Source organism: Pseudomonas syringae group sp. J254-4, assembly GCF_032586855.1.
GTDB classification, from domain to species: Bacteria; Pseudomonadota; Gammaproteobacteria; order Pseudomonadales; family Pseudomonadaceae; genus Aquipseudomonas; species Aquipseudomonas amygdali.
In genome coordinates this window covers 73,869-86,843 of the sequence record NZ_JAWHOO010000001.1, presented here as the reverse complement: position 1 = coordinate 86,843, position 12,975 = coordinate 73,869, and the positions used below count along the sequence as shown (strand labels likewise).

General features: G+C 59.7%; 9 protein-coding genes. 5 read left to right on the top strand and 4 right to left on the bottom strand.

Features of this window, described 5'->3' with window-relative positions; translation table 11 throughout:
• Positions 1-92: 92 nt before the first annotated feature.
• Positions 93-428, bottom strand: a complete 336-nt coding sequence (locus RYB09_RS00370) for a hypothetical protein (protein WP_058401113.1) — start codon at positions 426-428, stop codon at positions 93-95.
• Positions 429-751: 323 nt separating this feature from the next.
• Between RYB09_RS00370 and sfnG the strand changes: the two genes are divergently transcribed.
• On the top strand, positions 752-1,852 hold the full coding sequence (sfnG, locus tag RYB09_RS00365; protein WP_044322159.1) for a dimethylsulfone monooxygenase SfnG: 1,101 nt from the start codon (positions 752-754) through the stop codon (positions 1,850-1,852).
• Positions 1,853-2,186: 334 nt separating this feature from the next.
• Positions 2,187-3,770, top strand: a complete 1,584-nt coding sequence (locus RYB09_RS00360; protein WP_058401114.1) for a sensor domain-containing diguanylate cyclase — start codon at positions 2,187-2,189, stop codon at positions 3,768-3,770.
• Positions 3,771-3,808: 38 nt separating this feature from the next.
• Here RYB09_RS00360 and RYB09_RS00355 read toward each other — a convergent pair whose 3' ends face one another.
• Together RYB09_RS00355 and RYB09_RS00350 are read right to left on the bottom strand one after the other, a co-directional pair.
• Positions 3,809-6,952, bottom strand: a complete 3,144-nt coding sequence (locus tag RYB09_RS00355; RefSeq protein ID WP_122258607.1) for an efflux RND transporter permease subunit — start codon at positions 6,950-6,952, stop codon at positions 3,809-3,811.
• 33 nt (positions 6,953-6,985) lie between these two features.
• Positions 6,986-8,146, bottom strand: a complete 1,161-nt coding sequence (locus RYB09_RS00350; RefSeq protein ID WP_122258606.1) for an efflux RND transporter periplasmic adaptor subunit — start codon at positions 8,144-8,146, stop codon at positions 6,986-6,988.
• A gap of 180 nt (positions 8,147-8,326) precedes the next feature.
• Between RYB09_RS00350 and RYB09_RS00345 the strand changes: the two genes are divergently transcribed.
• Complete coding sequence (locus RYB09_RS00345) at positions 8,327-8,881, top strand: TetR/AcrR family transcriptional regulator (RefSeq protein ID WP_005779656.1); 555 nt, start codon at positions 8,327-8,329, stop codon at positions 8,879-8,881.
• 17 nt (positions 8,882-8,898) lie between these two features.
• Here the strand turns inward: RYB09_RS00345 and RYB09_RS00340 are convergent, their stop codons facing one another.
• The gene (locus RYB09_RS00340; RefSeq protein ID WP_316887101.1) at positions 8,899-11,397 is read right to left on the bottom strand and encodes a TonB-dependent receptor; all 2,499 of its coding nucleotides are present in this window, start codon (positions 11,395-11,397) and stop codon (positions 8,899-8,901) included.
• Positions 11,398-11,791: 394 nt separating this feature from the next.
• On the opposite strand from RYB09_RS00340, the gene RYB09_RS00335 reads away from it, so the two are divergent.
• Both RYB09_RS00335 and RYB09_RS00330 read left to right on the top strand, forming a co-directional pair.
• Positions 11,792-12,397 (top strand): SCO family protein, encoded by a 606-nt coding sequence (locus tag RYB09_RS00335; RefSeq protein ID WP_004658527.1) that lies wholly within the window; start codon positions 11,792-11,794, stop codon positions 12,395-12,397.
• The gene (locus tag RYB09_RS00330; RefSeq protein WP_031596194.1) at positions 12,391-12,885 is read left to right on the top strand and encodes a copper chaperone PCu(A)C; all 495 of its coding nucleotides are present in this window, start codon (positions 12,391-12,393) and stop codon (positions 12,883-12,885) included. Before RYB09_RS00335 ends, RYB09_RS00330 begins: the two co-directional genes overlap by 7 nt.
• Positions 12,886-12,975 lie beyond the last annotated feature (90 nt).

Here is a 12,975-nt window from a genome sequence, read left to right as displayed (position 1 = left end):
AATGGCGCGGCAGCCGAAATGAAAAAGCGCCTCATGAGAGGCGCTTTCGGGCGTGGTGAATTCAGCCGGGGAGGTGCTTGATCAGGGCGAGATCAGCTGCAGGCTTCGGACTCGATATAGTCGGCTGTGGAGTCACGTATCACCGGTCCCATGCCGCTGATGGCCTGAGCCTGTTCCATGATCTCCAGGGTAGAGCCGGTGCCCACCAGGTTCACTGTGTGATTGGCGCAGTTGTAGACGCGCTTGGAGTAGATCACGCCCAGCAGACCTTCACGTCGAGTAACGACGACGCGCGCTTGGGCGCTGCCGCTTTTCTCCACCAGCGCGTGCTGCCCGGTCGGGTCATGGGGGACGTTTATGGTTTTGGCTTCGGCATGCGCCGACAGTGCGGGGATCATCAAGACCAGTAAAAAGGCATGCAGTTTCATCGGTGCTCCTGCGGATGAATACGGTTTCATTGGATCCAAAATTACCCTAGCCATTTGATTCTGGATAGCTGCGCGGTCAGCCTTCCGTCGGTTTGTTTCTGCGCAATTAAACGCTGCGTGAGTGAGTAACCCGGCCAGGTACTGTTGCTCTGGCAACAGCGTTTCGACAGCCTGCCGAAGTGCAAACAGTTGACGCTACTCTCCAGGCGCTGCAACCCTTTGATCTATAGTCATTTAACTGTCTGGCACGGTTGCTGCTCTGTGCTTCTGCAAGCCCGTTCGATTAATGCGCTCGGGAAGCCTGCAGTCAGAGGAGTGCCGATATGAGCCAATCTTCCATAAAATTTGCGTACTGGGTTCCGAACGTCAGCGGTGGGCTGGTCGTCAGCAAGATCGAACAGCGCACCAGCTGGACCATCGACTACAACCGCAAGCTGGCGCAGATCGCCGAGCAATCCGGTTTCGAATATGCGCTGACGCAAATTCGCTTCACCGCCGGTTACGGTGCGGAATTCCAGCATGAGTCCGTAGCGTTCAGCCATGCCCTGTTGGCGGCCACCGAAAAGCTCAAAGTCATTGCAGCAATATTGCCAGGACCGTGGACGCCCTCTGTGGCGGCCAAACAACTGGCAACCATTGATCAGCTCACCGCCGGGCGCGTGGCGGTCAATATTGTCAGCGGCTGGTTCAAGGGCGAGTTTCAGGCCATTGGTGAACCCTGGCTGGAGCACGACGAGCGCTATCGCCGTTCCGAAGAGTTCATTCGGGCCCTCAAGGGTATCTGGACCACCGACAATTTTACCTTCAAGGGCGACTTCTATCGCTTCCACGATTACACCCTCAAACCCAAGCCGATCCAGCGTCCTCATCCCGAGATCTTTCAGGGCGGCAGTTCACGTGCTGCGCGTGATATGGCGGCCCGGGTGTCAGACTGGTATTTCACCAATGGCAATACCGTCGAAGGCATCAAGGCCCAGGTCGATGACATTCGAGCCAAGGCTGCCGCGAACGGCCATTCGGTGAAAATCGGCGTCAATGCCTTCATCATTGCCCGGGACACCGAAGAAGAAGCGCGAGCGGTGCTGGCCGAAATTGTCGACAAGGCAGACCCGGAAGCCGTCAATGCGTTTGGTGATGCTGCGAAACAGGCCGGCAAGGCCAGCCCGGAAGGCGAGGGCAACTGGGCCAAATCCACCTTTCAGGATCTTGTGCAGTACAACGATGGCTTCAAGACCAATTTGATCGGCACGCCGCGTCAGATTGCCGAGCGCATCGTCGAGCTCAAGTCCGTTGGTGTCGATCTGGTACTTTCCGCATTTCTGCATTTCCAGGAAGAAGTCGCCTATTTCGGCGAGCACGTGCTGCCTTTAGTGCGCGAGCTGGAAGCTGCGGCACTGCGCAAACCTGTCGCCGAAACAGCATGAAGCCCGGCAAATACGTGCGTCCTGCCTTGCCCCTGTAAGCGAGCTTCGCTTCCAGCCCCTTCAGAAAACAGCCCTCCAGAAAATCAGGCACCACTGTGATCCAGTGCGTGCCTGTCTGCGTATGTTGAACCCCGATCAACCAATAGACCGCTGTACGTGGCATTATGATGCCACTCTCTGGCATGCTTCATTAATGCCAGGCCTTCAGGTACGGCCGAACGCTTGCCGACAATGGCAGTTGATAGCGAAAGGATTGTCGATGGCCCCTGAGCAATCAGGTCCGGTTTTCAGAAAAACCAGATGCACTGGTTCTCACCTGTTGTGGAGGCAAGTTTTGAAACGCGACCTTCGGCTTGCGTCATGGCTGATCTTCGTAGTGTGCGCCTGCGTGGTGATGTTGATGGCCTGGCAAGCATGGACCGCGCGCCGTAACACGCTGGAGAACATCCAGACCAGCACGATTAATCTGGCTGGGGCGCTGAGCACTTACACGGACGGCATTTTCAAACAAAGCGAGCTGATGCTGATCGGCCTGACGGAGCGTGTCGAAAGAGACGGTGCCGGGCCCGAGCAGATCGAGCGTCTCAGATGGGTCATTGCCCGTGAGATGGGCGCGTTGCCGCAAATCGGTACGGTTTCGCTGTACAACGCTGACGGTATTTGCACCTTTTCAACCAATCCCAAGGCGATTGGCGTCAACAGCACCCAGCGCGAGTTCTTTCAGCACCACCTGCAGACGCCTGACAAAGCACCTTACATCGGCCCGACGATTCGCAGTCGCGCCTCCGGCGAATGGGTCATATCGGTCAGCAGGCGCATCAACCACCCTGATTCGAGTTTTGCCGGGCTGATGGTCGTGACCATTGGTGTCGATCATCTGTTGAAGTTCTATTCGGATATTCAGGTCGGCAAAACCGGCATCATCAGCCTGACGTCGACGGCCGGGCAGTTGCGTGTGCGCTATCCGCACCTGGAAGCGGAAATAGGTCGTGACCTCTCATCGACGCCGATCTTTACTTCTGAGCGCAATCGACCCTCTGGCACCACTCAGTTTGTCTCCAGAATCGACGGCGTTGCGCGCTTTTATGCGTTCAAGCGCAGCGCCGTGTACCCGATTGTCACTGTCGTCGCGCTGGGCCAGAAAGAGGCCATGCTCGACTGGCTGGGCCAGACCAAACAGTCGATTCTGGTCATGCTGGTGCTGCTCGGGCTGGTGGTCGGCCTTGGCATCCGTCTGATAGGGCACATTCACAGCCGTATACGTGCGGAAGATCAGTTACTCGATTCTCAGGCAGCCCTCATCCAGTTGAATCAGCACCTGGAGTTCATAGCTTCGGAAGACAAGCTCACCGGGCTGGCCAATCGCAGAAGATTCGATCAGTTTCTGGAGGTTGAATTCAAGCGTGCCAGACGCGAGCGCAGCCTGCTCTCACTGATTCTGATCGATGCCGATCATTTCAAGCGCTACAACGATCATTACGGCCATCTGGCTGGTGACGAGTGCCTGGTGGCAATGGCCCGTGTGGTCGAACAATGCATCCGCCGCCCCGGTGATGTTGCTGCTCGTTATGGCGGTGAAGAGATCGCGGTGGTGCTGCCCGGCACTGACGAGTCGAGTGCTCGTCAGGTGGCCGAGAACATCCTGCAGGCTATCCGCGACGAGCAGATCGAGCATCCCGCCAGCCCGTTTGGCATCGTGACGGTCAGCCTCGGCGTTGCCACCTTCGTCGGCACGGATCGACAACTCGACCAGCGCAGCCTGATCGAACTTGCCGACCGTGCGCTGTATGCCGCCAAGTCACAAGGTCGCAACCGGGTGAATGTGGCGTCGGAAATCGCTACCAGCACACTGCCGGCCTGGACCCGCGTCAAGGCATCGGCGGACTCGCAAACCGGCAGCGGGCCAACGGCGGAGTGACGGGATTGAAGCCCGCCAGCCCGCTGACCACTCGTCGTTTATGGTTTCTCGGGTAGCTGTGCATCGCCACCAACCTGCTGTACGTGCGGCTTGCGGCGCAACACTGACAGGACCCAGACAAAAAATATCGGCACCAGAATCACGCCCAGCAGTGTAGCGCTGAGCATGCCGCCTATGACGCCGGTGCCGATCGCGCGCTGGCTCGCTGCGCCTGCGCCGGTCGCCAGCGTGAGCGGCACGACGCCAAGGATGAAGGCCAGCGATGTCATGACAATCGGCCGAAAGCGCAGTCGCGCAGCCTGAAGTGCCGCGTCACGTAGCGAATGGCCCTGATCCCACAGCTCCTTGGCGAACTCGACGATGAGAATCGCGTTTTTCGCTGCCAGCCCGATGATGGTGATCAACCCGACCTTGAAGTACACATCGTTGGGCATGCCGACCGCAGTCACTGCCAGCACGGAGCCCAGCGCACCGACGGGTACGATCAGCATCACCACCAGCGGAATCGCCCAGCTTTCATACAGTGCAACCAGCAGCAGGAACACCACCAGCAGCGCCAGGCCGAACAGGCCGGCTGCCTGGCCGCTGGCGACTCGTTCCTGATAGGAGAGGCCGGTCCATTCATAGCCGATGCCTTGCGGCAGTTCGGAAACGATCCGCTCGATTTCCGCCATCGCCTCACCGGTACTGACCCCCGGTGCTGCATCGCCGGAAATCCTGAACGCGGGGTAGCCGTTGTAGCGGGCGATCTGCACCGGGCCTTGTTCCCAGTGCGTCGAAACGAACGCGCCCAGCGGCACCAGCGTGCCGCTGCTGTTGGGCACGTAGAGCTTGAGCACGCTTTCCGGGGTCATTCGCGAACTTTGTTCTGCCTGCACGACGACACGTTGCTGACGCCCGGCATTGGCGAAGTCGCTGATCACCGAGGAGCCGAATGCAGTGGACAACGCGTTGCTGATCGACTCGAAACTGACGCCAAGCGCACGGGCTTTTTCGCGGTCGATATTCAGGCGCAATTGCGGCGCTTCGGCCAGACCTTCCATCATCGCGTAGAGAATCTTCGGGTTGCCGTTGGCTTCGCCGAGCAGCTTGTCGCGTGCCGCCAGCAGGGCTTCGCGGCCCAGGCCTGCACGGTCCTGCAGGCGCAGCGAGAAGCCGCCCGAGGTGCCCAGGCCGTCAATGGGCGGAGGCGTCACCGCCATCACCGTACCGTCGGCGAGCCCGGCAAAATGCTGGTTGAACGCCGCCGCTTCTTCAGCTGCCGACTGGCCCTTGCCGCGCTCCGACCAGTCCTTCAGGGTCGGGAACGCAAGACCGGCGTTTTCACCCATGCCCGAGAAGCTGAAGCCCAGCAGCATGGTCACCGCGCCGGTTGCCTCGCGTGACAGCATGTAGTTTTCCAGCAGTTGCGCGGTGGCGTCGGTACGCGCCCGGGTCGCGCCGGGCGGCAGTTGCACGTCGATGATCAGGTAACCCTGATCTTCCACGGGCACAAAAGACTCCGGCAGACGCAGGTAGAAAAAGCCCAGCAGACCGACGATACCGACGTACAACAGCATGTAGCGGCCAGCGCGTTTGATCATGCTGGAACTGGCCCGCTCGTAACGGTCGGTGAATTTACCGAACAGCCGATTGAAGCCGCCGAAGAACCCACGCTTCTCACTGTGCCCGGCAGGAATCGGCTTGAGCAACGTGGCACACAGTGCCGGGGTAAAGGTCAGGGCCAGGAAACCCGAGAACAGAATCGACACGGCCAGCGACAGCGAGAACTGCTGGTAGATGACCCCGACCGAGCCACCCATGAACGCCAATGGCAGAAACACGGCGGCCAGTACCAGCGTGATACCGAAAATCGCGCCGGAGACCTGCTGCATTGCCTTGACCGTTGCGGCTGCCGGAGAAAGGCCTTCTTCGGCCATGATCCGCTCGACGTTTTCCACCACCACAATGGCGTCGTCGACCAGAATACCGATGGCCAGCACCATGCCGAACATGGTCATCATGTTCACCGAGAAGCCCATCAGGTACATGATCGCCAGGGTCCCGGCCAGACACACCGGCACCACAATGGTCGGGATCAGCGTGTAGCGAATGTTCTGCAGAAACAGGAACATCACCAGGAACACCAGCACCATGGCCTCGATCAGGGTGTAGATCACCTTGTCGATGGCCACGTCGACGAAGCGTGAGGTGTCGTACGGTATCGAAAACTCGACGCCTTCCGGGAAATTGACCGACAGCTCGGTGAGGCGCTGATTGACTGCCCGGGCGGTCTGGATCGCATTGGCACCTGGCGACAGTTGCACGGCACCGGCCACTGCACGTTGCCCGTTCAGGCGCGATTCAAAACTGTAATCCTGACTGCCGATGGCCACGCGTGCCACATCGGACAAATGCACCGTGGAGCCGTCTTCGTTGGCACGCAATACGATGCGGCCGAACTCCTCCGGGTTGTCCAGCGTGCCCTTGACCGCCAGTGTCGCGGTCAATTCCTGCAGTGATGAGCCCGGGCTGCTGCCGAAGCTGCCTGCGGGAACCTGCACGTTCTGCGCACGAATGGCCGCGTTCACGTCATCGATGGAGAGCCCGAAACCAACCAGCTTCTGCGGATCGATCCAGACCCGCATTGCGGCTTCGGCGGCGAAAAACTGTAACCGGCCGACGCCGTTCACCCGGCTGATTTCATTATTGACGTTGCGGGCCGCGTAGTCGGCCAGCGCGACCGTATCCTTGGTGGCCGAGCCGTCCTTGTAGTTCAGGGTAAAGATCAACAGGAAGCCGGAGCTGGCCTGTTCGACTTGCAGGCCCTGGCTGAGCACCGTCTGCGGCAGACGCGCTTCGGCTTTCTTGATACGGTTCTGGACTTCAACCTGTGCCAGGTCCGGGTTGGTGCCCGGTACGAATGTCACATTGATTTCAGCGCTGCCGGTCGAGTTGCTGGTCGACTCGTAATACAGCATGCCCTTGGCACCGTTCAGCTCTTCCTCGATGACGCTGGTCACCGAATCGACCAGCACTTTCGCGGATGCGCCGGGGTAAGTAGCGGTAATGGTGATCTGCGGCGGTGCCACATCAGGGTACTGCGCCACTGGCAAGGCGGGCAGGGCCATCAGGCCTGCCAGCAGAATGAACAGGGCCAGCACCCAGGCAAAGTTGGGTCGCTTGATAAAGAACAGAGACATGAACGGTGATCCTCGATCGCGCTGAAGGCGGCTTTATTGCGACTTGGATTGCGGCTGGGCGGAGGGCGATTTGGCGACGACCTTGTCACCGGAATTGAGCCCGGTCATGTTGCCGACGACAACCTGTTCACCTGCCTTCAGCCCCTCGGTGATCTGCCAGCGCGAATCCTGCATTGCGCCGGTTTTGACCGGGCGGACTTCGACCGTACCGTCCTGCGCAATCACCAGTACGCGAGCTGCGCCATCACTGGAGCGCTGAACGGCACGTTGCGGGACGAGAATGGCATTGGCATCGACCCGCTGCGGTGTGCGCACCCGCACATACATGCCCGGCAGCAACACACCTTTGGGGTTGGCGAAGCGGGCGCGTAACGAAACCTGGCCGGTGGTCCGGTCTACTGCAACGTCGGTAAACAACAGGGTGCCAGTGCTTTGATAGTCAGTACCGTCGACGCTCAGCGACAGCGCGTCTTCGCCACCCTTGGGCAGGCGACCTTCCTGAATGGCCTCGCGCATTTGCAAGGCGTCGGCAACCGGCTGGGTGAAGTCGGCGTAGACCGGGTCGAGTTGCTGGATGGTTGCCAGCAGGGTGGTTTCGCCCTGACCGACCAGCGCGCCTTCAGTGACCATCGCGCGGCCGATGCGTCCTGAAATAGGCGCCTTGACCGTGGCATAGCCCAGGTTCAGCCTGGCGGTTTCGACATCTGCCTGAGCCGACTTTTTAGCGGCGATGGCGTTTTGCAGCGCAGAGCGGGCGGTGTCGAAGGTCTGACGGCTGACCGCTTCGATTTCGACCAGCGACTCGTAACGTTTGACCGTAGCTTGAGTTTCGAACAGTGTGGCTTCTGTGCGGGCCAGGTCGCCCTGAGCTTTGGACAGCGCGGCCTTGAACGGTGCCGGGTCGATCTGGAACAGCACCGCGCCCGCTTTCACATCGGCGCCTTCCTCGAAATTGCGCGTGAGCACGATACCGGCCACCCGGGCGCGTACCTGCGCCACACGAACCGGTTCGATACGGCCGGGCAGTTCATCAACGACCGTGAACGATTCGGCTTTGACGGCAATGGCCTCCACCTCTTTGGGTGCTGTCGATGCAGCGTGATCCTGCTGCTGTTTCTGCTCGCACCCGGCCAGACCCAACACTGCCAGTAGCGCTACCGCAGGCATGACACGCCAATCGCTCAAACCACTCATCGCTCACCCGGGCGCAGCCCATCAGACACTAAAGCCGCGAATGATCTACTGTGTAAGAGAGTGAGTCAACATTGACTCATGTGAGACTTTAGTGACTAATTGTGTATAGGCTTTGAGAACGCGGTAAGGTTTCTGCACAATGCGCCGCCTGCCACTTAACACGAGTTGAAGACGTACCCGATGGAATTACCTGCCGCTGACGACAAATTTCTGAAAGCCCTGGCCGTTGCGCTGGTTGACCATTCCAACGGTACGCTCAAGGATATTGCTCAAGCGGCTGGCGTCAGCAAGGCGACGCTCAACCGCTTCTGCGGCACCCGCGCCAACCTCGTGGAACTGTTGCTCAATCACGCCTCGGACCTGATGAACCAGATGGTCGCCGACGCGGATCTGCAGCATGCTCCGCCGCTGGAAGCGCTTCAACGACTGGTCGACAACCACCTCATGCACCGCGAAATGCTGGTCTTTCTGGTATTTCAGTGGCGCCCGGATTCGCTCGATGAAAGCAGCGGAGGGCGCCGCTGGTTGCCTTACTCCGACGCCCTCGATGCGTTTTTCCTGCGTGGTCAGCATGAAGGTCTGTTCCGGATCGACGTCAGTGCCGCCGTCCTTACCGAAATGTTCGCAGCGCTGCTCTCCGGGATGGTCGACGCCGAACGCCGCGGCCGTGTGGCTCGCGCCGGTATGGGCGCATTGGTGACGCAGTTTTTTCTGCACGGCGCGGCGGCACGCTAAGCAAGTCTGTGCAGACGTCAGAAATCATAGGCAATCTTGCTGTACCAGAATCCACCGCCCGGATAGAACGGTGAATTGCCGTACAGGTTGAGTCCGACGGCGGAGGGGATTGCATTCTTGTCCGGGCGCACATCGAAGATATTGGTGCCGCCAACACTGAGGGTGATGTTGTCGTAGAGGGTGTAGGACACATCCAGGTCGGTGATCCACTTGGCCCCGAAGCTGCGATCACCGCTTTCCAGCTGCTGGAGGGTCTTGACCTTGCCGTAACGGGTGGTTTGCAGATTCACGCCCAGGTCGCCCAGCGTCCATTTGCCGCCCAATACCCATTTGGTTTTCGGTTGAGCATCGGTCAGGTCGCCTTCGCGGGCCCGGCCGACCCAGGTCAGGCTGCCGCCAGGGTTGCTGCCCAAGCCCTGCAAGGCTGCCGGTGCGTCCTTGACGTCGGTGATAATGGTCTTGTTGTAGTTGAACCCGGCGCTCCAGCGCACGTTGCCCCATGCACCGTACTGGCTGGAATGGTCGAGGACGATGTCCAGGCCGCGGGTGCGGGTGTCAAACGCGTTGGTGTAATACGAAGTCCAGGTGCTGGTGTCCACACCTTGAGCCGCCAGGATGGGCGCCAGCGCTGGGCCGTACAGGCTTTCGGTACGGGCGATGCGGTCGTCGATCTCGATCCAGTAGGCGTCTGCGGTCAGGCTGGTGCGCGGTGCCGGTTGCCAGGTCACGCCGAACCCCAGATTGCGCGATTTCTCCGGGTCCAGGGTGGTCGCGCCGAGCGCCTGGGCCAGCGCCGAGTTGACCGGCGCGATGCGCGTTACCGCGGGCACGATGGTGCCATCCGGCGCCGCACCGACCCGGTTGTCCGAGATGCTGTAGCCGATCTGGGTCAGCGAGGGCGCACGAAAGCCAGTGCCGACGGTGCCGCGTACGGCGAAGGTGTCGGTAAATTCGTAACGCGAGTTGAGCTTGGCACTGACCGTGTTGCCCGAGTCATCGTCGAAATGCTCTGCACGCAGCGCCAGGTCGACAAACAACGGTTCTATCGGGGTGATACCGAAATCGACGTAAGCTGCGTAGTTGTTGCGTTGCAGGCTGGTGGCATCCTGCGGCGAGATGACCGCTGCGGCCTGGGCGGCAATCGACGCCAGCTGTCCGGCCAGCGGGTTGGCCTGACCATTGGGCAGAGTAGCCGGAAAGCGATAGCCGCCCACCTGATAGGCCTGCGCGTCGCCGGAAAACGTCCGGAACCGTTCCCAGCGATGCTCAAGCCCTGCGGACACTTGCAGCGGCACGCCAAACAGCCCGTCGAACGCACGAGTGATGTCGACGTTGTTGACCCATTGTTCGAATCGGTAGGTCGCCAGGTCGTCGAACGACGTCGGCGAGGCCGGTCCCAGCGACGGGTTGATGGTCAGATCGCTGTACTGATGGTTGTTGTTGCGCCCGTATGTAGTGCTCAGGTCCCAGTTCCAGCCCAGCGCTTCACCCTTGGCGCCAATCAGGTACTGATAGTCGGTGTCGTCCAGATTGTTCAGCGGGTAGTAGCCGTCGGCAAACAGTTCGGGAACGTTGGCGTTGCTGTTGGGATAGCGGAAGTAGTTGTTGATGATGGCGTCGCGTTGTCCGTAAGTGCCGTAGGAATACAGCTTCATCTGATCATTCAGCGGCAGTTCGGCGTTGTAGGCCAGGTTGAACGCCTTGATCTGCGGGTCGCCATTCTTCACGCCGACCCGGTCCCACGTCGCCTCTCGAGGGTCGCCGGGAAAGTAGGCGTTATTGGTGGCTTTTTCGTTCCAGCTGGCATCGCCACGCTTGCGTGCGTCGGCCGAAAGATGCAGAAAGCCGCCGTCACCCAGTTCGAAGCCGGTGTCCCCTTCGAATTTGGTCACTTCGCCTTCACCGCTGTACAGCTTGCCGTACGTCACCCCCAGATGGCCGCCCTCGGCGCTGGATTTGAGAATAACGTTGATCACCCCGGCAATCGCATCCGAGCCGTATTGCGCAGCGGCACTGTCCTTGAGCACCTCGATGCGCTCCACCGCGCTGATCGGGATCATGTCGATGTCCACCGAGTTCGCGCCGCTGCTGTCGGTCGAGCCATTGGCGGGCAGGGCGCTGTTATGGCGGCGTTTGCCATTGACCAGCACCAGTGTGTAGGCCGGTGCAAGGCTGCGGTTGGACAACGGGCGGATGGTCGAGTTATAGCCTGCGACGTTGGTGCCATAGTTGAACGAAGGCAGCAGTTTGGCGATGGCTTCGGTCAGGTCGGCGCGACCGGTTTTCAGTAACTGATCGCTGGTTACGATATCAATCGGGGCCGGGCTTTCAGTCACGGTGCGCTGTGTACCGCGAACCCCGGTGGAAATCACCGTGACCTTCTCCAGCCGGGCCTCACGGTCGAGGGTTTCATCGGCGGCCTGAGCGGGGTTCATCAGGCCAAGGCCGACAAGCGCTATGCTTTTGATCAGCGGGTTGCGCGGGGCGTGGCGGGAAGCGTGAGCGGGTAAGGCCATGACGGAGTGATCCTTGGGCAATGCTGAGAAAGTTTTGGGCACCTCCACAAGGCAAGGGTCGGTTTGCTGGCGAATATAGGGTTATGAAACGAGCCTGTGAAAGGCCTTTTGGTTATATGTTAATTATAAAAATATTGAATTATTTTTATTTGTTATATGTTTTATATGCATTTAAAGCGTTGCGCACGGGTGGTCGGTAACAGTACTTGAGGGAGGTAAAGCTGCCTGTGCTGTTTTGTCGCACGACGTATTGCAGCCCATGAGGCCGACGTTTGCGCGCCTGCTCATGGTTTGAAACAGGATTGGCGGTATTCCCTGTTGCCTTGGGGTGGTAAATTCGCGGCCTTTGAATGTGTCAGAACCCACGCGCCTAACCCTCCAGGGGACGCAAGACATGACGTACCAACCGACCCGCCGCGAGGTGGTCACAGGCCTCTCGTTGCTGAGCCTTGGCCTGCTGACTGGCTGCGGCAATTCCAATGCCTTGCCGTTCAAGCACGGCAAAGACATGAGCAACGAGATAGTTGGCCGCAACTTCCGACTCAAGGATGCACAAGGCAACGTCAAGACCCTGTCGAGTTTTCGTGGCCTGATGCCGATGATCTTCTTCGGCTTCACCCAATGCCCGGCCATTTGCCCGACGGCACTGGCGCGAGCTGCACAGATCAGAAAGCTGATGGGCGAAGAGGGCAAGACCCTCCAGGTAGTGTTCATTACCCTCGACCCGGAGCGTGATACGCCCGAGGTGATCGACGCCTACGTGAAGGCTTTCGATCCGACCTTCGTCGCCCTGTCCGGTACGCTTGAAGAAACGGCCGCAACGGCAAAGGAGTTCGGCGTATTCTTCGAAAAGGTCCCGCTGGGCGACACCTACACGATCTCGCATACCGCCACCAGTTATGTCTACGACACCCGCGGCGTGCTGCGCCTGGGCTTGTCGCACAGGCTGTCCGCCCAACAATGCACTGAAGATCTGCTCACTTTGATGGAAGTATGCTGATGACCGTTCTGATTCGTAACGTCGCAAAGCCGCTGTTGTTGACCCTTTCGCTGCTGGGCCTGAGCGCTCAGGCGCTGGCCGAAACCAAAGTCGATGACGCCTGGGTGCGTGCCACCGTGCCGGGCCAGTCCGCCACTGGTGCGTTCATGCGCATCACTTCGGACACGGACAGCAAGCTGGTCGACGTTGCTTCACCTGTTGCGAAAACCGTGCAGATCCATGAGATGAGCATGAAAGGCGACGTGATGAGCATGCAGCGCGTCAACTCGGTTGACTTGCCAGCCGGCAAACCGGTGATGCTCGATTCCGACGGCTACCACGTGATGTTCATGGGCCTTGCAGCGCAGGTCAAAGAGGGTGATCAGGTGCCTCTGACCCTGACCGTGGAAGACGCCAAGGGCGTGAAAGAGTCGATTCAAGTCACCGCAATTGCGAAGTCACTGACCAGCGACGAGCACAGCGGGCATGGTGATCACAGCGGTCATTGAGCCTGATCTACCTGACGGCTATCGTTCCTCACGCTCCAGTGAGGGAATGCCTCTCGTGACGCTCCGCGTCACAACTCTGCGCCGCACTGC